This window comes from Streptomyces sp. NPDC017890 (assembly GCF_044328675.1).
Classification (GTDB): Bacteria; Actinomycetota; Actinomycetes; order Streptomycetales; family Streptomycetaceae; genus Streptomyces.
The window spans coordinates 137,464-158,766 of record NZ_JBIRHU010000013.1; the positions used below are offsets into that span (position 1 = coordinate 137,464).

The window sequence follows — 21,303 nt, forward strand, 5'->3', positions numbered from 1 at the left end:
GTTCGGCGCCCATGCCGAGCTGGTGGACTCGGTGGTGTCGGCCAGCCGTGACACGGGCCCGCCGTCGTTGCCGTGTCGAATCCGTGCCATGACGCGAGAGTGATCGGAACCGCGTGGCGCGGCCGGAGCGTGATCGTCCGTATGGACGGTTCGGATGATCGAGCGGAAGTGCCACGGCGACGGGTCGGCAAGCGACCCTGGGTGATCGGCGGTGGGGCGGCCGTCGTCGCGTCGGCGGTCGCCGTGGGTGTGGTGGTCGCGGACAGCGAGCCGGCCGACATCGCCGCGCCGTACGCGTGCCGGACGCCGGCCCACGGCACCGCCGCGCCCGCGTCGGGGCGGCCCGCCCCGGAGGGTGCCGCCGATTTCGACGGTGACGGTCATCCCGACCTGGCCTTCGGCTCGATGGGGAGTGTGAAGGGCGGGAGCGGCGGCGGGAGTATCGAGGTCGCGTACGGGGCGGGGGACGGGACGGGGGTCGGCCGGTGCCAGTACCTCACCCAGGACGATGCCGGGATACCCGGGAAGAACCGCGACGAGGCCTTCTTCGGGTCGGACGTGGTGGCCCGCGACCTCGACGGGGACGGGTACACCGACCTCGCCGCCTCCGTCTTCGACTGGAAGCCGAGCGTGATCGCCATGTGGGGCTCCGAGGACGGGCTGTCGCGCGCCGCCCGGGTGCCGGGGACGGACGTCAGTCACGTCGCCTGGGACAACGACCCGATCCTGGACGAGCAGCTCGCCGCCGGTGACTTCGACGGTGACGGGCACGCCGACCTGGTCTTCGGGCTCGGCTCCGACAAGGGGCTGCTCAAAGGGCCCTTCGGACGCGACGGCACCCCGGCCGGGACGGGCCGCGTCCCCGCACCACGCCGTCCCGCGCCGGACGTGGCCACCGCGAACTACGGCGACCTCGTCGCCGGGGACCTCGACGGCGACGGCATCGACGACCTGGTGAGCTTCCACGACGCCGACACGGGACCCGAGGTGCCCTGGTCAGCAAGGAACCAGCCGCTGAGCTACCTTCGCGGCGGCCGGGACGGCTTCACGCAGCCGGAGGGCACCCGGCTCCCCGACGCCGGGGAGGGGGCGATCGGTGACGTGGACGGCGACGGCTACGACGATCTGGTCCTCAGTCCCCGGGGCGGCGACGCGAGCCGCAGCTCGGTGACGGTGGTGTACGGCTCCGGGGCCGGGCCGGGGAAGCGGACGACGACCGTCGACCGGGACACTCCCGGCGTGCCCGGCGAGGAACCCCTGGACGAGGACGCCGCCTTCTCCACCCTGGACACCGGGGACGTCAACGGCGACGGATACGCGGACGTGGTGGCCGGGGCGCCCCGGTGGGACGTGTACGGGGAGCCGGGCCCGGAGCAGGTGCTGTTCCTGGCGGGTGGACCGGACGGGCTCAGCGGTGAGGGGGCCCGGTTGTTCGACGGGGACGACCTCGGCGCCGTCCCGGGCGGGGACGCCGATTTCGGTGCTTCGGTCGGCCTCACCGACCTGGACGGCGACGGCCGTGCCGACCTCGTGGTGACCGCGCCGGGCAGCGACAGCGTCGACAGCCTCGCGTGGCTGCTGCCCGGCACGGCGAAGGGACCTGCCACCGAGGGCGTCACCCGGCTGTCCGGGGACACCTTCGACGACACCGAGGGGCTGGGCCTGCTGATGGGCGGCGGTGAGATCGCCCGCTAGACAGTCCGTCCCCCGTCGTGGGCGATCTAGGACAGGATCTGACCTCTATGAGTCATAGCGTGGTCTCGACCGACGGAGCAGAACACCGGAAGGCGGAGACCATGACCACTCTCGACGAGTCGACCACCCGCGACCTGACCACCGGCGACCCGGCCGAGGCCCCGGCCGTGACCGGTGAGCGCGCCGACCTGCTGGAGATGCTGGCCCACCAGCGGCACTTCCTGCGCTTCACCACCCGTGACCTCACCGACGAGCAGGCCGGACTCCGGACCACCGCGAGCGAGCTCTGCCTGGGCGGCTTGATCAAGCACGTGTCCTCGGTCGAGCGGAGCTGGGCGGACTTCATCGTGAACGGCCCGTCGGCGATGGGAGACTTCACGGCCATGACCGAGGCCGACTGGGCCCAGCGGGCCGACGAGTTCCGGTTGCTGCCCGGTGAGACGCTGGCCGGGGTCCTGGCCGACTACGCCGACGCGGCCCGCCGGACCGACGACCTGGTCGCCACGCTGCCCGACCTGGGGGCCACGCAGCCGTTGCCGAAGGCCCCGTGGTTCGAGGCCGACAGGCAGTGGTCGGCCCGCCGGGTGCTGATGCACATCGTCGCCGAGACCGCTCAGCACGCCGGCCATGCCGACATCATCCGCGAGTCCCTGGACGGTGCCAAGAGCATGGGCTGACCGGCGGCGTCCGGTCGCAGAGCTGTCGTACGGCTGACGTATCACTTCAGGAAGCGGTACTTCAGGTGGGTGGCCAGGGGCGTCTCGACGACCCTGACCTGTTCGAGGCGGCGCCGCCCCGCGCCCGGCCCCTCGAAGAGGCGCAGCCCGTCACCGAGGAGCACGGGCACCACGTGCAGCTGGAGTTCGTCGATGAGCCCGGCTGCGAGGTACTGCCGCACGGTGCTCGCCCCGCCGGCGATGTCGACGTTCCGGTCCCCGGCGGCGGCCTTCGCCCGCTCCAGGGCGCTGTGGATGCCGTCGCTGACGAAGGTGAAGGTGGTGCCGCCCTCCTTCACCAGGGTGGGGCGGGGCCGGTCGGTGAGGACGAAGACCGGGGTGCGGAACGGCGGGTTGTCGCCCCAGAACTCCTCGCCCGTGTCGTACATCATCCGGCCCATGACCACCGCTCCGGTGGCGTCGAACCACTCGCGGATCAGCTCCGAGTCGCGGTTCTCCACCCCGCCCGTCATGCCCTGGCGTTCCCGCCAGCTCGCCAGGGTGTGGATCCAGTCGAAGATGGGGTCGGCACCGTCGCCGCCCGGGTTGTCGAGGGTGACGTTCGGGCCTGCGACGTAGCCGTCGAGGGTGATGGCCATGTCCGCGGTGACGGTCATGAGGGGTGCTCCCGAGGTCGTGGGGTGTGGTGCCTTCACCCTCACGTCGATCGGGAGACCGCGTTATCGACACCGTCCACGGGGGCGGTTCAGGGCGCCGTCTCGCCCCGTACCAGCGGGTGGCACACCGGCTGGACGCCCTCGGGAAGGTCGTCCGGGCGGCACCAGCGGGCCTCCAGGATCTCGAACGGGTCGATGCGCAGCTCGCCGCCCAGCAGGCGGGCCTCGTAGGCCACTTCGAGGCGGGTGCGGAAGCCGCTGTTCAGCATGACCAGGCGGCCGGCCTCCACGTCGAGGCCGGTCTCCTCCCTGACCTCGCGGACCACGGTCGCCCGGAAGTCCTCGCCCTTGTGCGCGAAGCCGCTCGGCAGGCCCCACTGGCGGCCCGGTGGCCACATCCGGTGCTTCAACATCAGGACCCGCCCCTCGTCGTCGCGCACGACGCCGGTCACGCCGACGACGAACTTGGCGTTGAGCAACCACATGACGCGGCTCTGGAAGGGACGCAGGAGCCGCCAGAGACGGGCAAGGAGTCGTCGCACGGGACCTCGGCAGATGTGGTGGGGCGGCGGGCATCGGCATTCGCCCTGGGGACGGTACCCGCCGCGGCGCCCGGCCGACCGGGTCGTCGCGTACGCGTTGACATCCCGCAGCCAGGAGAAGAGCGCGGTGCCCGGCTCACCGTCTCGGGCGTGCTCGTACGCGTGCTCGTACGCGGGGTCGGGCCGGGGGCCGGGGACGGAGGCGGGGCCGGGGGCGGGTCGAGGACCCGGTTCACGTGCCTGGAAGCGCCGTCGGCGGCGGTGCCCGGCCCGGCGGTGCCCGGCCCGGCGTTCACCGGCCCGGCGTTCACCGGGCCGGGGAGAGGGTGTCCGGTCCGGATGGCGGACGGGGTTGACCCGGGCGGGGCGAGGACTCATCGTCAGGTGCGTAAACATTGCACGGTCCTGTCCGGAGGTCATTACCCTGGAACGGTCGGCGCACTGCGATACGCGATGCCCGGCAGGAGTTCCGTTCCCGCCCACGTCCCCAGGAAGGCCCCGTGACCTCCCCCAGCGCCGCCACCCCGTCCACCCCGGCCGCCGCACCCGTGGCGGGCCCGGGGCCTGCTTCCGCCCCGACGGGCGCCCCGGGCGGCCGGGGCACCCTGGGACCGGTCGGCCTGGTCCTCGCCGGTGGCCTCTCCGTGCAGTTCGGCGCCGCACTGGCGGTGAGCCTCATGCCCCGGGCCGGCGCGCTCGGCGTGGTGACCCTCCGGCTGGCCGTGGCCGCCGTCGTCCTGCTCATCGTCTGCAGGCCCCGGCTGCGCGGCCACTCCCGGTCCGACTGGGGCACGGTCGTCGTCTTCGGCATCGCCATGGCCGGCATGAACGGCCTCTTCTACCAGGCCGTCGACCGCATCCCCCTCGGCCCCGCCGTCACCCTGGAGGTGCTCGGCCCGCTCGCCCTCTCCGTCTTCGCCTCCCGCCGCCTGGTCAACCTCGTCTGGGCCGCCCTCGCCCTGGCCGGCGTCTTCCTCCTCGGCGGCGGCGGCTTCGACAGCCTCGACCCGGCCGGTGCCGCCTTCGCACTGGGGGCGGGCGTGATGTGGGCGGCGTACATCGTCTTCAGCGCACGCACGGGCCGCCGCTTCCCGCAGGCCGACGGGCTGGCCCTCGCGATGGCGGTCGGGGCGGTGCTGTTCCTGCCGCTGGGCATCGCCGAGTCGGGCGGCAAGCTCATCGAGCCGACGACGCTCGCGCTGGGCGCCGGGGTCGCGCTGCTCTCCTCCGTGCTGCCCTACACCCTCGAACTCCTCGCCCTGCGCCGCCTGCCCGCGCCGACCTTCGCCATCCTCATGAGCCTGGAGCCCGCCATCGCCGCGGCGGCCGGATTCCTCATCCTCGACCAGGCCCTGTCCGCCACCCAGTCCGCCGCCATCGCCCTGGTCATCGCGGCCAGCATGGGCGCGGTGCGGACCCAGGTGGGGCGTGGCAGCCGGGGCAAGCGTGAGCTGCCGGGACCGGAGGCCGACGTGCGGTGACCCCGCCGACCGTTCAACTGAGCGGAGCGTGAACACTTTCCTCGAAAGTGTTCACGCTTTTTTTGTGCACGCAGCACGCAGCACGCGGCACGCAGCGCCAGGTCCGCGCCCGCGCCCGCGCTGCCTTCGCCACCGAGTCACCGAACCGTCCGGGCGGAAAATCATGCAAGCATGCTTGATTGCTTACGCGGCCGCTGCCATGCTCCTCACCACACCGCGCCGCACGCCGCCGTGCCCGAGGGGAGCGCCCGTGTCCGACCCGACGCCCGTGATCGACGACCTGCGTGAGGAGAGCGAGGAACTCGACGCGCTGGTCGCCCGGCTGAGCCCCGGGCAGTGGGCGCTCGCCACCCCCGCCCCGCGCTGGACGGTCGCCCACCAGATCGCGCACCTCGCCTGGACCGACCGGTCCGCGCTCCTGGCCGTCACCGACGAGGACGGCTTCCGCACCCTGGTGGAACAGGCCCTCGCCGCACCCGGCCGGTACGTCGACGACGGCGCCGAGGACGGCGCCCGGCAGGCCCCCGCCGAGCTGCTGGCGGCCTGGCGCAAGGGCCGCGCCGCCCTCGACGAGGCGCTGCGCGAATCGGCCCCCGGCGCCCGCTTCCCCTGGTACGGCCCGCCCATGGCCGCCGCCTCCATGGCCACCGCCCGGCTGATGGAGACCTGGGCGCACGGCCTGGACATCGCGGAGGCCATCGGTGTGACACGTCCGCCCACCGACCGCCTGAGGCACGTGGCCCGCATCGGAGTCCGCGCCCGGGACTTCGCCTACGCGACGCACGGGCTCACCCCGCCCGCCGAGCAGTTCCGGGTGGAGCTCACCGGCCCGGGCGGGGACCTGTGGACCTACGGCCCCGAGGACGCGGCGCAACGCGTCACCGGCCCCGCCCTCGACTTCTGCCTCCTCGCCACCCAGCGCGCCCACCGCGCCGACCTCGCCCTGCGCGCCGAGGGCCCGGACGCCGGCCGCTGGCTGGACATCGCCCAGGCCTTCGCCGGGCCGCCGGGAGCCGGGCGGGCACCGAAGGGAGCCCTGCGGTGACCGTGCTGCGCGTCGGCAACGCCTCCGGCTTCTACGGCGACCGCTTCGACGCCATGCGCGAGATGCTCACCGGCGGCCCGCTGGACGTCCTCACCGGCGACTACCTCGCCGAGCTGACCATGATCGTCCTGGGCCGTGACCGGCTGAAGAACCCGGACGCCGGGTACGCCCGCACCTTCCCGCGGCAACTGGAGGAGTGCCTGGGCCTCGCCCACGAGCGGGGCGTGAAGATCGTCGCCAACGCCGGCGGGCTCAACCCCGCCGGACTCGCCGACGCCGTGCGCGCCCTCGCCGACCGCCTGGGCATCCCCGTACGGGTCGCGCACGTCGAGGGCGACGACCTCACCGCCGTCCACCCGGGAACCCTGACCGCCCACGCCTACCTCGGCGGGTTCGGTATCGCCGAGTGCCTGCGCGCGGGCGCCGACGTCGTCGTCACCGGGCGGGTCACCGACGCCGCCCTGGTCACCGGGCCCGCCGCCGCACACTTCGGCTGGGCACCCACGGAGTACGACCGGCTCGCGGGCGCGGTCGTCGCCGGACACGTACTGGAATGCGGGGCGCAGGCGACCGGCGGCAACTACGCGTTCTTCGACCAGCACCCGGGCGACGTGCGCCGCCCGGGCTTCCCCCTCGCCGAGCTGCACGCCGACGGCACCTGCGTCATCACCAAGCACGACGGCACCGGCGGCTTCGTCGACACCGGCACGGTGACCGCCCAGCTGCTGTACGAGACGGGCGGCGCCCGGTACGCGGGGCCCGACACCACCGCCCGGCTGGACACCGTACGGCTCACCCAGGACGGACCCGACCGCGTGCGGATCGAGGGCGTGCGCGGCGAGGCCCCGCCGCCCACCCTCAAAGTCGGCCTCGGCCGGCTCGGCGGGTTCCGCAACGAGGTCACCTTCGTCCTCACCGGCCTGGAGATCGAGGCCAAGGCAGCGCTGGTGCGGGCGCAGATGGAACCCGCCCTGGGCAAGGTCTCCGACGTCCGCTGGGACCTGGTCCGCACCGACCGGCCGGACGCCCCGACCGAGGAGACGGCGAGCGCCCTGCTGCGGCTCGTGGTCCGGGACGCCGGACGGCAGGCCGTCGGGCGGGCGCTGAGCGGCGCCGCCGTCGAGCTGGCCCTCGCCAGCTACCCCGGCTTCCACGTCCTCGCGCCCCCCGGGGAGGGCGCGCCCTACGGCATCTTCGAGGACGGGTACGCGGCCCACGACACGGTCGACCAGGTGGCGGTCCTCCACGACGGCCGCAGGGTCCACGTACCGCCGGCCCAGGACACCGCCGTACTCGACGCCGTACCGGAACCACCGCTGCCGGAGCCGCTCCCGCCGGGGCCCGCACGCCGCGCCCCCCTCGGCCTCGTCGCCGGCGCCCGCAGCGGCGACAAGGGCGGCACCGCCAACGTCGGCGTCTGGGTGAGGACCGACGACGCCTGGCGCTGGCTCGCGCACGAGCTGACCGCCGACCGGTTCCGGGAACTCGTCCCCGAGGCCCGCGACCTGCCCGTCACCCGGCACGTGCTGCCGAACCTGCGCGCCCTCAACTTCGTCGTCGACGGCATCCTCGGCGAGGGCGTCGCGGCACAGCACCGCTTCGACCCGCAGGCCAAAGCGCTCGGCGAATGGCTGCGCGCCCGCCACCTGGACATCCCGGAGGAACTGCTGTGACGGTCCTGCCCTCCGCCCTGGACCCGGCGGCCCCGGACCACCGGGCCAACCGCGAGGCCATGCTCGCCAAGCTCGCCGACCTGGACGCCGAACACGCCAAGGCCCTCGCGGGCGGCGGCGAGGAGTACGTCGCCCGGCACCGGGGACGCGGCAAGCTCCTCGCCCGCGAGCGCGTCGAGCTGCTCCTCGACCCCGACACGCCCTTCCTGGAGCTGTCGCCGCTCGCGGCGTGGGGGAGCGAGTACACGGTCGGCGCCTCCCTCGTCACCGGCATCGGAGTCGTCGAGGGCGTCGAGTGCCTGATCACCGCCAACGACCCGACCGTGCGCGGCGGCGCCAGCAACCCCTGGTCGCTGAAGAAGGCCCTGCGCGCCAACGACATCGCCCTCGCCAACCGGCTGCCCTGCATCAGCCTCGTCGAGTCCGGCGGCGCCGACCTGCCCTCCCAGAAGGAGATCTTCGTCCCCGGCGGCGCGATCTTCCGCGACCTCACCCGGCTGTCCGCCGCCGGCATCCCCACCGTCGCCGTCGTCTTCGGCAACTCGACCGCCGGGGGCGCCTACATCCCCGGCATGTCCGACCACGTGATCATGGTCAAGGAGCGCGCGAAGGTCTTCCTCGGCGGACCGCCGCTGGTCAAGATGGCCACCGGCGAGGAGAGCGACGACGAGTCGCTGGGCGGCGCCGAGATGCACGCCCGCACCTCCGGCCTCGCCGACCACTTCGCCGTCGACGAACCGGACGCCCTGCGCCAGGCCCGCCGCGTCGTCGCCCGCCTGGGCCACCGCAAGGCGTACGCCGACCCGCCCCTCGCCGAGCCGCCCGAGTACGACCCCGAGGAACTCCTCGGCATCGTCCCCGGCGACCTGCGCACCCCCTTCGACCCGCGCGAGGTGATCGCCCGGATCGTCGACGCCTCCGACTTCGACGAGTTCAAGCCCCTGTACGGGACGAGCCTGACGACCGGCTGGGCGAGCCTGCACGGCTACCCGGTCGGCATCCTCGCCAACGCCCGGGGAGTCCTGTTCAGCGAGGAGTCGCAGAAGGCCGCCCAGTTCATCCAGCTCGCCAACCAGCGCGACATCCCGCTCCTCTTCCTCCACAACACCACCGGCTACATGGTCGGCAAGGAGTACGAGCAGGGCGGCATCATCAAGCACGGCGCGATGATGATCAACGCGGTCTCCAACTCCCGCGTCCCGCACCTCTCCGTCCTCCTGGGCGCCTCCTACGGCGCCGGCCACTACGGCATGTGCGGCCGCGCCTACGACCCGCGCTTCCTCTTCGCCTGGCCCAGCGCCAAGTCCGCCGTCATGGGCCCGCAGCAACTCGCCGGCGTGCTCTCCATCGTCGCCCGCCGGTCGGCCGCCGCGAAGGGACAGCCGTACGACGACGAGGGCGACGCGGCGCTGCGCGCCATGGTGGAGCAGCAGATCGAGTCCGAGTCGCTGCCGATGTTCCTGTCCGGGCGGCTCCACGACGACGGCGTCATCGACCCGCGCGACACCCGCACCGTCCTCGGCCTGTGCCTGTCCGCCGTCCACACCGCTCCCTACGAGGGCGCGCGCGGTGGCTTCGGCGTCTTCCGAATGTGAGGGGTGAGGGACCAGTGATCACTTCCGTACTCGTCGCCAACCGGGGCGAGATCGCCTGCCGCGTCTTCCGCACCTGCCGCGAGTCGGGCATCCGGACGGTCGCCGTGCACTCGGACGCCGACGAGAACGCCCTCCACGCGCGCGTGGCCGACGCCGCCGTACGGCTGCCGGGCGCGGCCTCCGCCGACACCTACCTGCGCGGCGACCTGATCGTGAAGGCCGCGGTCGCCGCCGGCGCCGACGCCGTCCACCCCGGCTACGGCTTCCTCTCCGAGAACGCCGGCTTCGCACGCGCCGTCACCGACGCGGGCCTGACCTGGATCGGGCCGCCGCCGGAGGCGATCGAGGCGATGGCGTCCAAGACCCGCGCCAAGGAGCTCATGGGCATCGCGCCCCTCACCGACGTCACCGAGGCCGACCTGCCGGTACTGGTGAAGGCCGCGGCCGGTGGCGGCGGGCGCGGCATGCGCGTCGTACGGCGCCTCGCCGACCTCGACGCCGGACTGACCGCCGCCCGCGCGGAGGCCGTGAGCGCCTTCGGCGACGGCGAGGTGTTCGTCGAGCCGTACGTCGAGAACGGCCGCCACGTCGAGGTGCAGGTCCTCGCCGACACCCACGGCACCGTGTGGGCGCTCGGCACCCGCGACTGCTCCCTCCAGCGCCGCCACCAGAAGGTCGTCGAGGAGGCCCCCGCACCGGGCCTGACCGCGTCACTCACACAGGACCTGTACGAGCAGGCGGTCCGCGCCGCCCGCGCGGCCGGTTACGTCGGCGCCGGGACCGTGGAGTTCCTCGTCGCCGACGGCAGGGCGCACTTCCTGGAGATGAACACCCGCCTCCAGGTCGAACACCCCGTCACGGAGGCGGTCTTCGGCGTCGACCTCGTCGCCCTCCAGATCCGGATCGCCGAGGGCCACGCCCTGGAGGCCGAGCCCCCGCCCGCGCGTGGCCACGCCGTCGAGGCCCGCCTGTACGCCGAGGACCCCGCGAGCGGCTGGGCCCCGCAGACCGGCCGCCTGCACCGCCTCACCGTCCCCGACGGCATCCGCCTGGACACCGGCTACACCGACGGCGACGACATCGGCGTCCACTACGACCCCCTGCTCGCCAAGGCCGTCGCCCACGCACCCACCCGCGCGGAAGCCGTCCGCCGCCTCGCCGGCGCTCTGGAACGGGCGGCGGTCCACGGCCCGGTCACCAACCGGGACCTGCTCGTCCGCTCCCTGCGGCACGAGGAGTTCACGTCCGCCCGCATGGACACCGGCTTCTACGACCGCCACCTGGCCGACCTGACGTCGCCGGCCCCGGACCCCCTCGCGCCCCTGGCCGCGGCCCTCGCCGACGCCCACGGCCGCTCCCGGTTCGGCGGCGGCTGGCGGAACGTCCCGTCACAGCCCCAGCTCAAGCGGTACGCCATGGCGGGCGAGGAACACGAGGTCCGCTACCACCACACCCGTACCGGTCCCGCCGCCGACGGCGTACGCGTCGTCCACGCCGACGCCCGCATCGTCGTCCTCGAATCCGACGGCGTACAGCGCCGCTACGAGGTCGCCCGCTACGGCGACCAGATCCACGTGGGCACCACCCGCCTCACCGCCCTGCCCCGCTTCCCCGACCCCACCGCCCAGCACGCCCCGGGCTCCCTCCTCGCCCCCATGCCCGGCACGGTCGTCCGCGTCGCGGAGGGCCTGACGGAGGGCACGGCCGTCCAGGCCGGCCAGCCCCTCCTGTGGCTGGAGGCGATGAAGATGGAACACAGGATCACCGCCCCGGTCACCGGCACGCTGACCACCCTCGACGCCGAGCCCGGGAAGCAAGTGGAGGTCGGTGCCCTCCTGGCGGTGGTCGAGGCAGACGCCGTCAGGGGCGCGGGGCCGCATTGAACATGCGGCTTCGCCGCGTGGGCGCGACCAGCCACGACGAGACCCGCACCCGAAGGAGCACAGTGACCACACTCATCGAGTCCGAAGAGCACACGTCCCTCCGCCGAGCGGTATCCACCTTCGCCAGGAACCACCCCCGCACCCCCGGCACCGACAACAAGCACTTCTGGCAGGAAGCCGCCAAGCTCGGCTACATCGGCGTCAACCTGCCGGAGGCGTACGGCGGTGGCGGCGGTGGAATCACCGAACTCGCCCTGGTCCTCGAAGAGATGGGTGCCGCGGGCAACCCCCTGCTGATGATGATCGTCTCCCCGGCGATCTGCGGCACCGTCATCGCCCGCTTCGGCACCGAGACCCAGAAACGGGCCTGGCTCCCGTCCCTCGCCGACGGCACCCGCCTCATGGCCTTCGGCATCACCGAACCCGACGCCGGCTCCAACAGCCACCGCATCACCACCACCGCCCGCCGTGACGGCACCGACTGGCTCCTCACCGGCCGCAAGGTCTTCGTCAGCGGCGTCGACATCGCCGACGCCACCCTCATCGTCGGCCGCACCGAGGCTGTGCCTGCTGAAGAGGGCCGCACCGGCAGGGTCAAGCCCTGCCTGTTCATCGTCCCCCGCGACACACCCGGCTTCGAGCGCCGTCGGATCGACATGGAACTGAACGCCGTCGAGAAGCAGTTCGAGCTGACCCTCGACGACGTACGGCTGCCCGCCGACGCGCTCGTCGGTGGGGGCCCCTCCCACGCTTCCGGCAGTCAGGGAGAGGACGCGGGTCTCCTTCAGCTCTTCGCCGGGCTCAACCCCGAGCGCATCATGACCGCGGCGTTCGGCATCGGCATGGGCCGCTACGCGCTCTCCCGCGCCCTCGACTACGCCCGCGAGCGCACCGTCTGGAAGACCCCCATCGGCGCCCACCAGGCCATCGCCCACCCCCTCGCCCAGGCCCACATCGACCTCGAACTGGCCCGCCTGATGATGCAGAAGGCGGCGCACCTCTACGACGCCGGTGACGACATGGGCGCCGGCGAGGCCGCCAACATGGCCAAGTACGCGGCGGGGGAGGCCTGCGTGAAGGCCGTCGACCAGGCCGTGCACACCCTCGGCGGCAACGGCCTCACCCGCGAGTTCGGGCTGGCCCGGCTGATAACGGCCTCACGCGTGGCGCGCATCGCCCCCGTGAGCAGGGAGATGATCCTCAACTACGTCTCCCACCAGACCCTGGGCCTGCCCAAGTCGTACTGACCCGTACTGACCCGTACTGACCGTACTGACCCGCGCTGTCCACGGGGGCCGCGTCGGCCGCGTACGACAGGAGCCCCCATGAGCCCGGTCGGCCACGCCCGCGAACGCGGCGTCCAGACCCTCACCCTCGACTCCCCGCACAACCGCAACGCCCTCTCGGCGGCCCTCGTCGCCGGCCTGGCCGGAGCCCTCGCCGAAGCGGGTGAGGACACCGGCGTCCGCGCCGTCGTCCTCACCCACACCGGCAACACCTTCAGCGCCGGCGCCGACCTGCGCGACCCGCCCGGCCCGGACGCCCTGGTCGCACTGCTCCGGCAGATCGTCGCACTGCCCAAACCGGTCGTCGCCCGCGTCACCGGGCACGTCCGCGCGGGCGGCCTCGGCCTGCTCGCCGCCTGCGACATCGCGGCCGCGTCCACCGCGTCGACGTTCGCCTTCACCGAGGTCCGCATCGGTGTGGCCCCCGCCGTCATCTCCCTGCCCCTGCTGCCCCGCACCGACCCCCGCGCCCTCGCCCGCTACTGCCTCACCGGCGAGCGCTTCGACGCCGCCGAGGCCGCCCGGACCGGCCTGGTCACGGCCGCGGGCGACGACGTGGACGCCGTACTGGAACCCGTACTGGACGGTGTGCGCCGCGCCTCACCACAGGGCCTGGCCGAGACGAAGCGGCTGCTCACGGCTAAGGTGCTGGAGGCCTTCGACCGGGACGCGGCCGGCCTGACCGCGCTCTCGGCCCGGCTGTTCGCCTCCCCGCAGGCCCGCGAGGGGATGACGGCCTTCCTCGAAAGACGGGATCCGGAATGGGTGGTGTGAGCGGCGCCGCGAACACGGCCGACCGCGCGGAGCGCGTTCCCAAGCAGGACCGCAGCCGGGCCACCCGGCAACGGCTCCTGGAAGCCGCCGTGGCCTGCCTCGCCGAACGCGGCTGGGCGGGCTCCACGGTCTCGGTCGTCGCCGAACACGCCGGCGTCTCCCGCGGCGCCGCCCAGCACCACTTCCCGACCCGCGAGGACCTCTTCACCGCGGCCGTCGAGTACGTGGCGGAGGAACGCTCGGTCGCACTGCGCGCCCTGTTCCCGCAGGGCGCGGCCGCGGCAGGCCGCCGGGCGGTGGTCACCGCCCTCGTCGACCTCTACACCGGCCCGCTGTTCCGGGCCGCCCTCCACCTGTGGGTGGCCGCCTGTGACGAGGAGCAGCTGCGCGGCCGGGTGACCGAGCTGGAGGCCCGCGTCGGCCGCGAGGCCCACCGCACGGCGGTCGACCTCCTCGGCGCCGACGAGACCCGCCCCGGCGCCCGCGAAACCGTCCAGGGCCTCCTCGACATGGCCCGCGGCCTGGGCCTCGCCAACCTCCTCACCGACGACGGGGCCCGCCGGGAACGAGTCGTCGAGCAGTGGGCCCGGCTGCTGGACGGGGCACTGGACTGACGCTCACGGACTGAGCCGCTCCACCCGCCACTCCCCGTCCGACTCCGCCACGTACCGCAGCCGGTCGTGCAGCCGGTTCTCCCGCCCCTGCCAGAACTCCACCGTCCGCGGCACCACCCGGAACCCGCCCCAGTGCGGCGGCACCGGCACCTGCTCGCCCTCCGGATAGCGCGCCGCCAGCTCGGCGTACGCGGAGTCCAGGGCCTCCCGGCCCGCCACCACCGAGGACTGGACGCTCGCCCAGGCGCCCAGCTGCGAGCCGTGCGGGCGGGTCCGGAAGTACGCGGCGGTCTCGTCCCGCCCGGTACGCCGCGCGACCCCCGTCACGATGACCTGCCGGGCCATCGGATGCCAGGGGAACAGCAGCGAGACGTGCGGGTTCGCGTCCAGGTCGCGTCCCTTGCGGGAGTCGTAGTTGGTGTAGAAGACGAACCCCTGCTCGTCGAAGTGCTTCAGCAGCACCGTGCGTGAGCTGGGCCGGCCCTCCGCGTCCGCCGTGGAGACCACCACGGCGTTCGGCTCGAACAGCCCGCCCTCCGTCGCGGCCTGCCTGAACCAGGCCGCGAACTGCTCGACGGGAGTCGCGGCGAGCTCGTCCTCCAGAAGTCCGTCGGCCCGGTACTGCTTGCGCATCGAGGCGAGATCGAAAAGGCCGGCGGGGCCGGCGGAGACGGCATCACGGTCGGTCACGCGGCCATCCTGCCGCATCCGCGCCGCGCCCCTGGCGGTGTCCTTCGTCACCCAGTGGCACTGAGTGCCGCAACCACTCCCCAAACGTGGCACTCAGGGATATCGTGCTTGGTCCCGGCCCGGTTGGATGACCGCCGACCGTACGGGGCATCACAGGGGTGACCGACAGGACCGCGAGTCGAGGACACGACCGTGGATCCATCGGGGCGACCGCACCGCCCCCCGCACAGGTCACCACACGTCACGATCACGAGGAGCCGCCTGATGTCCGACTTCGTACCCGGGCTCGAGGGAATCGTCGCGTTCGAAACGGAGATCGCCGAACCCGACAAGGAGGGCGGCGCGCTGCGCTACCGCGGCGTCGACATCGAGGATCTGGTCGGGCACGTCTCCTTCGGCAACGTCTGGGGCCTGCTCGTCGACGGCGCCTTCAACCCCGGCCTGCCGCCCGCCGAACCCTTCCCGATCCCGGTCCACTCCGGTGACATACGCGTCGACGTCCAGTCGGCCCTCGCCATGCTCGCACCGGTCTGGGGCCTCAAACCCCTCCTGGACATCGACGCCGGGCAGGCCCGCGCAGACCTCGCCCGCGCCGCGGTCATGGCCCTCTCCTACGTCGCCCAGTCCGCCCGCGGCCAGGGCCTGCCCATGGTCCCGCAGCGCGAGATCGACAAGGCCCGGTCGGTGGTCGAACGCTTCATGATCCGCTGGCGCGGCGAACCCGACCCCAAGCACGTCGCCGCGGTCGACGCCTACTGGACCTCCGCCGCCGAGCACGGCATGAACGCGTCCACCTTCACCGCCCGCGTCATCGCCTCCACCGGCGCGGACGTGGCGGCGGCCCTCTCCGGCGCCGTGGGCGCCATGTCCGGCCCGCTGCACGGCGGCGCCCCCTCCCGCGTCCTGCACATGATCGAGGAGATCGAGCGCACCGGCGACGCCGAGGCCTATGTCAGGAAGACCCTGGACGCCGGCGAACGCCTCATGGGCTTCGGCCACCGCGTCTACCGCGCCGAGGACCCCCGCGCCCGCGTCCTGCGCCGCACGGCCCGCGAACTGGGCGCCCCCCGCTTCGAGGTCGCCGAAGCCCTGGAGAAGGCCGCCCTGGCCGAGCTCCACGCCCGCCGCCCCGACCGCGTCCTGGCCACCAACGTCGAGTTCTGGGCGGCCATCGTGCTGGACTTCGCCGAGGTCCCGGCGCACATGTTCACCTCGATGTTCACCTGCGCCCGCACGGCCGGCTGGTCGGCCCACATCCTCGAACAGAAGCGCACCGGCCGCCTGGTCCGCCCCTCCGCCCGCTACGTCGGCCCCGGCTCCCGCGACCCGCGCGAGATCGAGGGCTACGCCGACATGGCGAACTGACCCCGACAAGGCGAACCGGCCCCCAAGGGGGCCGGTGAACGCAGACGACCCGCGAGTCTGGTTCCTCCGCCAGGAGGAGCCGGCCGGACGTACCGGCGACTCGCGGGTCGGGTGACTGCTGGGATTGGGGCCGGCTGCACGCGTCTGTCACGCACTGGTCCGGCACCGCACTCCGTGTGGTGACGGGCCGCTAGCCCGCAGCCACCTCACGCGTCCGGTTGTCATACATTCGCCGGATCACCTCCCTTCGGTGTGGAGCCCACACTAGGAACGCGTCGCACCTCGATCAACCTTTTTTTCAGAGCCGCTGACGCACCGGCTCGGCACGGGTTCCGTACGCATAGCCGTCGCTCCGCTGAAGCAGCCGCAGATGCCCGTGGGATCGGCACGGCGCTCTACGAGGCGGGTCTCGCGCACGTGCGGGGGCTCGGCGCGCGGGCGGTGGAGACCGTGGTGCTGGCCGCGAACGCCGACGGGTTGCGGTTCGCCCGCGCGCGTGGGTTCGTGGAACGGGAGCGGTACGTGCTGGACGGCGAGAGCGACGAGTGGGTCGATCTGCGGCTCGCACCGCACCCCTCATGACGGGGGCGTATGCCGAGTTTCCGCAGTACAACGATTTCCGCGAACTTGCGGGAACTCGATGTGTGCTGCATCACGTTCGAGTTGAATGAAGGCCAGTGATGGCCAGTGAGCGAACCGGCGTACGGTGCGGCGGACGCAGCCTGCAGGGGGTCCAGGTGAGTGCATCCCGGCGTAGTGGGACCACCGACGAGCTGGGACCGGACGAGCCGGAACAGCCCGAGCGGGACGGCGCGGACCTGCTGGCCGCGCTGCTCGACGGGATGGACGCCGCCTTGTGCGCGTTCGACGCGGACGGTGTCGTCACCCACTGGAACCGCGAGGCGGAGCGGATCCTGGGCTGGACCGCGGCCGAGGCCGTGGGACGGCAGGGTTTCGCCGGGTGGGCCGTGCGCCGGGCGGACGCGGGCGAGGTCGAGGAGCGGCTGCTGTCCGCGATGCGGGCCCCGGGGCGGCAGGTGCACGAGTTCGCGCTGCTGACCAAGGACGGCGGGCGGGTGCTGGTGCGCACCCAGTCGGCGGCCGTACGCGGTCCCGACGGCAGACCCGCCGGGGTGTACTGCGCGTTCAGCGAGGTGCACGCGCAGATCGACCTGGAGCGGTCCATCGCGCTGAGCGAGGCCCTGCTGGAGGACGCGAGCTGGGGCGTCGTGCTGGTGGACGTGGACCTGCGCCCCGCCGTCGTGAACGCCCACGCGGCGCGGGCCCTGGGCACCGGCCGTACGTCGGTGCTGGGCCGGCCGCTCGGTGACCTGCTCGCCCAGGGAGTGGAGGAGCTGGAGAACGCGCTGACGCATGTGCTGGCGGAGGGCGCGCCGCCCGCGCCCGCCGAGGTGTGGGTGAGCGTGCGGACCCCGGAGGGGGAGCGGCGCCGGTGCTGGCGCAGCGGGTTCGTGCGGCTGGCGTCGCCGCTGGCGGAGGAGCCGGTGCCGTTGGGGGTCGGCTGGCTGTTCCAGGACGTCACGGAGTCGAAGCAGGGCGAGCAGGACGCGGCGCTGCTGCGGTTCCGGGCCAACCAGCTGCACCGCGCGGCGCGTGCGGCGGCCGAGTGCGAGGACCCGGCGGAGGCGGCGGTCGTCCACCTGGACTTCGCGCTCGCCGGGTTCGCCGACCACGCCCTGATCGACCGGGTCGTGGGCGGGGCGGTAGCCGACACCGACGCGTCGGAGCCGGTCCGGCTGGTGCGGGTCGCGGCCACGCCGTCCGGTGCGCCGGGACCGAGCGTGCCGGCCGGGACGACCGGGATGCCGGTGCGCTACGGCGAGAGTCATCCGGCGGTGCAGTGCGTGGAGCGGGCGGGCTCGGTGCGGGCCAGTGCCGGTGTCCGGGCGGTGCCGGCCGAGCGGGTGCGCGAGTGGGCGGCGGCCCGGCAGTGGCCGGCGGACACGGTGCACGGCCTGTGCGCGGTGCTGCGCAGCCGGGGCCGGACGCTGGGCGTCGTGACGTTTCTGCGGGGCTCGGGACGGAGCGCGTTCGAGAGGTCCGACGCGATGTACGCCGAGGATGTCGCGGTCCGGATCGCGACGGCACTGGATCTGGCCGGCGCGGTGGAGAAGCGGTAGCGGGGTGCCCGGGCGCGCGGCCCCGCTCAGCGGTGACCGCGTCCGCTCAGCGGCGGTAGAAGATCCGGTCCCGGTACTGCTCCAGTACCCGCCCGTTCCATTCGTGGCCGCCGTCCACGTTGCCCGAGCGCAGCAGCGGCGGTTCGATGCCGCGGTCGGCGAGGGCGGCGGCCGCCGTGGCCATCACGGCCTGGAGGAGGGCGCTGGTGACGACCGTGGAGGCGGGCGCGAAGGGCGCCGGGACGGTGTCGAGGGTGAGCTCCGCGTCGCCGACGGCGATCTTGGAGTCCAGCACGATGTCGCAGTGGTCCTTGAGGAAGGTGCCGGAGGCGTGCCGCGACTTGGTCTCGGAGGCGTATGCCACCGAGGTGACGCCGATGACCCGCACGCCGAGCGCGCGGGCGTTCAGGGCCATCTCCACGGGCAGGGCGTTGCGCCCGGAGAGGGAGATGACGACCAGGGCGTCGCCCTCGCGGAGCGGCGAGGAGTCGAGCACGGCGCTCGCGAGGCCGTCCACGCGTTCCAGGGCGGAGCCGAGCGTCGCCGGCATCACGTCGACGCCGACGACACCGGGCACGGCGAGCAGGTTCATCAGGGCGAGACCGCCCGCGCGGTAGACGACGTCCTGGGCGGCGAGGGAGGAGTGACCGGCGCCGAAGGCGAAGAGCCGGCCGCCGCCCTGCACGGTGTCGGCGAGCAGCGTGCCGGCCGCCTCGATGGTGTCGGCCTCCTCGTCGCGGACGCGTCGCAGGAGGTCGATCGCCGCGTCGATGAACTGGCCGGCCGGCTTGCGGTCGCTCATGCGGGGCCCCTTCGGAGTGGCGGCTGTGGCTGCGTCGCGGATCACCGTGCGGTCTGGACCAGTGTGGTGTCAATACGGCGGTGGGGGGCGCACGGACCCGGGTTTCCGCGGCGAGGCACGGTTGTCGGTGGTATGCGTCAGAATTGGAAGCAGGGCCAGCGCACGCGCCGGTGGGCCGTAGCCTCCGGCAATCTCATCAAGGGGCACGTATGTCCGGACTGATCGACACCACGGAGATGTATCTCCGCACCATCCTCGAGCTGGAGGAGGAAGGTGTGGTCCCGATGCGCGCCCGGATCGCCGAGCGGCTCGACCAGAGCGGCCCGACGGTCAGCCAGACGGTGGCGCGGATGGAGCGCGACGGTCTGGTGTCCGTGGCGGCGGACCGGCATCTGGAACTCACGGAGGAGGGCCGTCGGCTGGCCACCCGCGTCATGCGCAAGCACCGGCTCGCGGAGTGCCTGCTCGTCGACGTGATCGGGCTGGAGTGGGAGCAGGTGCACGCCGAGGCGTGCCGCTGGGAGCACGTGATGAGCGAGGCCGTCGAGCGCCGCGTGCTGGAGTTGCTGCGGCACCCGACCGAGTCGCCGTACGGCAACCCGATCCCGGGCCTGGAGGAGCTGGGCGAGACGGACGTCGCCGATCCGTTCCTGGACGAGGGCATGGTGTCGCTCGCCGACCTGGACCCGGGTCTGGAGGGCAAGACGGTCGTCGTGCGCCGTATCGGCGAGCCGATCCAGACGGACGCGCAGCTGATGTACACGCTGCGCCGGGCGGGTGTGCAGCCCGGCTCGGTGGTGAGCGTGACCGAGTCGGCGGGCGGTGTGCTGGTGGGCAGCAGTGGCGAGGCGGCCGAGCTGGAGGCGGAGGTCGCCTCCCACGTGTTCGTCGCCAAACGCTGAGCGGCACCGGAGCGTCGGCTTCCCGCCACGCGGGGGGAATCCGCACCCCCGCGCGATCGCGCCGATTCCGGATTCCAGTGCGCCGAATCGCAGCGCCCGGACGCTTCGCGTGCAAGGCTGGGGCGTGAGGCATATGACGTAAGGGGCTCTTGGCCGCGGTGGTCCGACAGCGATGCCGCCCCGGTCGGAGAGGGGGAGGGCGTTGCCGGAGAGAGTGAGAGGGCCCCGGCGCCGTGTGGCGCCGGGGCCTGTCCTCCCCTGTGCTGACCCGGAGCCCCGAGCTCCCAGGGTCAATCCCCTCGGACCGTTTTCCCCGAGCGGTCCGCCTCCCGATGAAGATCTCCCCCCGGCGGCGGCGATCAATCCCTGAGGGGTGTCACTCGAACGAGGGGTGTTGCCCGCCGAGGCAGTAGTTTCGAATGAGCATTCGATACCCTGCGGACGTCGAACGGCCGTGGACGCGACGGCAGGAACGGCAAGGCACGGCAGGACACGGTTCACAGGACCGGCCGGCCCGGGAGGGGCGGGCGGTCCGAGCGGAGCTTGGGGGTGCCAGGACCTATGGCGCGGCGCATCGACGTGACCGGCGCGGGCGGCGTACGCCTCGCGGCCTGGGAGTTCGGCGACCCTCCCAAGACCGACCGGACGCATGACGAGTCCGGTGATCTCCCGGGCGTGCTGTTACTGCACGGCCTGATGGGCCGCGCCTCGCACTGGGCCCGCACGGCCCGCTGGCTCTCCGCCCGCCACCGGGCCGTCGCCCTCGACCAGCGTGGCCACGGCCGCAGCGACAAGCCCCCGCGGGCGTACACCCGGGAGGCCTACGTCGAGGACCTCGAAGCCGCCCTGGAGCAGCTCGGCCTCGGGCCGGCCGTCCTGATCGGCCATGCCATGGGCGCGCTGACCGCCTGGCAGCTCGCCGCGAAACGTCCCGACCTGGTCCGTGGCCTGATCATCTGCGACATGCGGGCCTCCGCCCTCGGCGGCGCCTCGCAGCACACCTGGGCCGAATGGTTCCGCGCCTGGCCCGCCCCCTTCGCCACGCTCGCCGACGTACGCAAGTGGTTCGGCGAGGACGACCCGTGGGTGGAGCGCCCGAACCCGGCCCGCGGCGACTTCTACGCCGAGGTGATGGCCGAGTCCCCGGACGGCTGGCGGCCCGTCTTCGAACCGGAGCAGATGCTCAGGTCCCGCGAGACCTGGGTCCACGACGCCCACTGGGAGGAGCTGGCCCAGGTCCGCTGCCCGGCCCTGGTCGTCCGCGGCCTCGACGGCGAGCTGGGCCGTGCGGAGGCGCAGGAGATGGTCCGTGTACTGCCGCGCGGCCAGTACGCGGAGGTCGCCGACGCCGGCCACCTCGTCCACTACGACCAGCCGGAAGCGTGGCGGGCTGCCATCGAGCCCTTCCTGGACAGCCTCCGGGAAAGCTGACCACGGCCGACCCTCTCCGGCGGCTGTCACCGCTTGCCGGCCGTCATTCCT

At 73.4% G+C, this 21,303-nt stretch carries 19 protein-coding genes; 15 read left to right on the forward strand and 4 right to left on the reverse strand.

The annotated features are described in order from the left end of the window. Positions 1-168 precede the first annotated feature (168 nt). Together ACH4F2_RS18935 and ACH4F2_RS18940 are read left to right on the forward strand one after the other, a co-directional pair. Complete coding sequence (locus ACH4F2_RS18935) at positions 169-1,695, forward strand: FG-GAP-like repeat-containing protein (RefSeq protein ID WP_398133840.1); 1,527 nt, start codon at positions 169-171, stop codon at positions 1,693-1,695. A 101-nt stretch (positions 1,696-1,796) separates the two neighbouring features. Next, positions 1,797-2,372 carry a DinB family protein gene (locus ACH4F2_RS18940; RefSeq protein WP_398133841.1) on the forward strand — a complete coding sequence of 192 codons (576 nt, stop codon included), beginning with the start codon at positions 1,797-1,799 and terminating at the stop codon, positions 2,370-2,372. 41 nt (positions 2,373-2,413) lie between these two features. On the opposite strand, the gene ACH4F2_RS18945 is transcribed toward ACH4F2_RS18940, so the two are convergent. Together ACH4F2_RS18945 and ACH4F2_RS18950 are read right to left on the reverse strand one after the other, a co-directional pair. Further along, on the reverse strand, positions 2,414-3,028 hold the full coding sequence (locus tag ACH4F2_RS18945; protein WP_398133842.1) for a dihydrofolate reductase family protein: 615 nt from the start codon (positions 3,026-3,028) through the stop codon (positions 2,414-2,416). A gap of 89 nt (positions 3,029-3,117) precedes the next feature. Then, positions 3,118-3,570 carry an NUDIX hydrolase gene (locus ACH4F2_RS18950; RefSeq protein WP_398133843.1) on the reverse strand — a complete coding sequence of 151 codons (453 nt, stop codon included), beginning with the start codon at positions 3,568-3,570 and terminating at the stop codon, positions 3,118-3,120. Between the two features lie 500 nt (positions 3,571-4,070). On the opposite strand from ACH4F2_RS18950, the gene ACH4F2_RS18955 reads away from it, so the two are divergent. From ACH4F2_RS18955 to ACH4F2_RS18990, 8 genes are all read left to right on the forward strand, one after another. Further along, positions 4,071-5,051, forward strand: coding sequence for an EamA family transporter (locus ACH4F2_RS18955; protein WP_398133844.1), 981 nt, complete (start codon positions 4,071-4,073; stop codon positions 5,049-5,051). A gap of 250 nt (positions 5,052-5,301) precedes the next feature. Further along, positions 5,302-6,096: a TIGR03084 family metal-binding protein gene (locus ACH4F2_RS18960; RefSeq protein ID WP_398133845.1), complete on the forward strand. Its 795-nt coding sequence runs from the start codon at positions 5,302-5,304 to the stop codon at positions 6,094-6,096. Then, complete coding sequence (locus tag ACH4F2_RS18965) at positions 6,093-7,769, forward strand: acyclic terpene utilization AtuA family protein (RefSeq protein ID WP_398133846.1); 1,677 nt, start codon at positions 6,093-6,095, stop codon at positions 7,767-7,769. Before ACH4F2_RS18960 ends, ACH4F2_RS18965 begins: the two co-directional genes overlap by 4 nt. Next, on the forward strand, positions 7,766-9,364 hold the full coding sequence (locus ACH4F2_RS18970) for an acyl-CoA carboxylase subunit beta (protein ID WP_398133847.1): 1,599 nt from the start codon (positions 7,766-7,768) through the stop codon (positions 9,362-9,364). The genes ACH4F2_RS18965 and ACH4F2_RS18970 overlap by 4 nt, the downstream gene beginning before the upstream one ends. Positions 9,365-9,378: 14 nt before the next feature. After that, the gene (locus ACH4F2_RS18975; protein WP_398133848.1) at positions 9,379-11,247 is read left to right on the forward strand and encodes a biotin carboxylase N-terminal domain-containing protein; all 1,869 of its coding nucleotides are present in this window, start codon (positions 9,379-9,381) and stop codon (positions 11,245-11,247) included. 62 nt (positions 11,248-11,309) lie between these two features. Further along, on the forward strand, positions 11,310-12,494 hold the full coding sequence (locus ACH4F2_RS18980; RefSeq protein ID WP_398133849.1) for an acyl-CoA dehydrogenase family protein: 1,185 nt from the start codon (positions 11,310-11,312) through the stop codon (positions 12,492-12,494). 78 nt (positions 12,495-12,572) lie between these two features. After that, positions 12,573-13,307: an enoyl-CoA hydratase family protein gene (locus tag ACH4F2_RS18985; protein WP_398133850.1), complete on the forward strand. Its 735-nt coding sequence runs from the start codon at positions 12,573-12,575 to the stop codon at positions 13,305-13,307. Further along, entirely contained in the window at positions 13,295-13,921 is a 627-nt protein-coding gene (locus ACH4F2_RS18990; RefSeq protein WP_398133851.1) for a TetR/AcrR family transcriptional regulator, read from the forward strand. Before ACH4F2_RS18985 ends, ACH4F2_RS18990 begins: the two co-directional genes overlap by 13 nt. Positions 13,922-13,924: 3 nt before the next feature. On the opposite strand, the gene pdxH is transcribed toward ACH4F2_RS18990, so the two are convergent. Next, positions 13,925-14,629, reverse strand: a complete 705-nt coding sequence (pdxH, locus tag ACH4F2_RS18995) for a pyridoxamine 5'-phosphate oxidase (RefSeq protein WP_398133922.1) — start codon at positions 14,627-14,629, stop codon at positions 13,925-13,927. A 246-nt stretch (positions 14,630-14,875) separates the two neighbouring features. Here pdxH and ACH4F2_RS19000 point away from each other — a divergent pair, with 246 nt between their 5' ends. From ACH4F2_RS19000 to ACH4F2_RS19010, 3 genes are all read left to right on the forward strand, one after another. Next, positions 14,876-15,976 (forward strand): citrate synthase 2, encoded by a 1,101-nt coding sequence (locus ACH4F2_RS19000; protein WP_398133852.1) that lies wholly within the window; start codon positions 14,876-14,878, stop codon positions 15,974-15,976. Between the two features lie 417 nt (positions 15,977-16,393). Continuing rightward, positions 16,394-16,558: a hypothetical protein gene (locus ACH4F2_RS19005; RefSeq protein ID WP_398133853.1), complete on the forward strand. Its 165-nt coding sequence runs from the start codon at positions 16,394-16,396 to the stop codon at positions 16,556-16,558. A 155-nt stretch (positions 16,559-16,713) separates the two neighbouring features. After that, positions 16,714-18,117: a PAS domain-containing protein gene (locus ACH4F2_RS19010; protein WP_398133854.1), complete on the forward strand. Its 1,404-nt coding sequence runs from the start codon at positions 16,714-16,716 to the stop codon at positions 18,115-18,117. Between the two features lie 46 nt (positions 18,118-18,163). On the opposite strand, the gene ACH4F2_RS19015 is transcribed toward ACH4F2_RS19010, so the two are convergent. Then, positions 18,164-18,919, reverse strand: coding sequence for an SIS domain-containing protein (locus tag ACH4F2_RS19015; protein ID WP_398133855.1), 756 nt, complete (start codon positions 18,917-18,919; stop codon positions 18,164-18,166). Between the two features lie 209 nt (positions 18,920-19,128). Between ACH4F2_RS19015 and ACH4F2_RS19020 the strand changes: the two genes are divergently transcribed. Together ACH4F2_RS19020 and ACH4F2_RS19025 are read left to right on the forward strand one after the other, a co-directional pair. Further along, positions 19,129-19,821: a metal-dependent transcriptional regulator gene (locus tag ACH4F2_RS19020; protein WP_398133856.1), complete on the forward strand. Its 693-nt coding sequence runs from the start codon at positions 19,129-19,131 to the stop codon at positions 19,819-19,821. 561 nt (positions 19,822-20,382) lie between these two features. Next, positions 20,383-21,252 (forward strand): alpha/beta fold hydrolase, encoded by an 870-nt coding sequence (locus tag ACH4F2_RS19025; protein WP_398133857.1) that lies wholly within the window; start codon positions 20,383-20,385, stop codon positions 21,250-21,252. Positions 21,253-21,303: the final 51 nt, after the last annotated feature.

Bases quoted from the DNA above. Each gene is read 5' to 3' on its own strand.
- ACH4F2_RS18940 (WP_398133841.1), top strand. From the start codon at position 1,797: ATGACCACTCTCGACGAGTCGACCACCCGCGACCTGACCACCGGCGAC.
- ACH4F2_RS18945 (WP_398133842.1), bottom strand. From the start codon at position 3,028: ATGACCGTCACCGCGGACATGGCCATCACCCTCGACGGCTACGTCGCA.
- ACH4F2_RS18985 (WP_398133850.1), top strand. From the start codon at position 12,573: ATGAGCCCGGTCGGCCACGCCCGCGAACGCGGCGTCCAGACCCTCACC.
- ACH4F2_RS18990 (WP_398133851.1), top strand. From the start codon at position 13,295: ATGGGTGGTGTGAGCGGCGCCGCGAACACGGCCGACCGCGCGGAGCGC.
- pdxH (WP_398133922.1), bottom strand. From the start codon at position 14,629: ATGCGGCAGGATGGCCGCGTGACCGACCGTGATGCCGTCTCCGCCGGC.
- ACH4F2_RS19000 (WP_398133852.1), top strand. From the start codon at position 14,876: ATGTCCGACTTCGTACCCGGGCTCGAGGGAATCGTCGCGTTCGAAACG.
- ACH4F2_RS19015 (WP_398133855.1), bottom strand. From the start codon at position 18,919: ATGAGCGACCGCAAGCCGGCCGGCCAGTTCATCGACGCGGCGATCGAC.
- ACH4F2_RS19020 (WP_398133856.1), top strand. From the start codon at position 19,129: ATGTCCGGACTGATCGACACCACGGAGATGTATCTCCGCACCATCCTC.
- ACH4F2_RS19025 (WP_398133857.1), top strand. From the start codon at position 20,383: ATGGCGCGGCGCATCGACGTGACCGGCGCGGGCGGCGTACGCCTCGCG.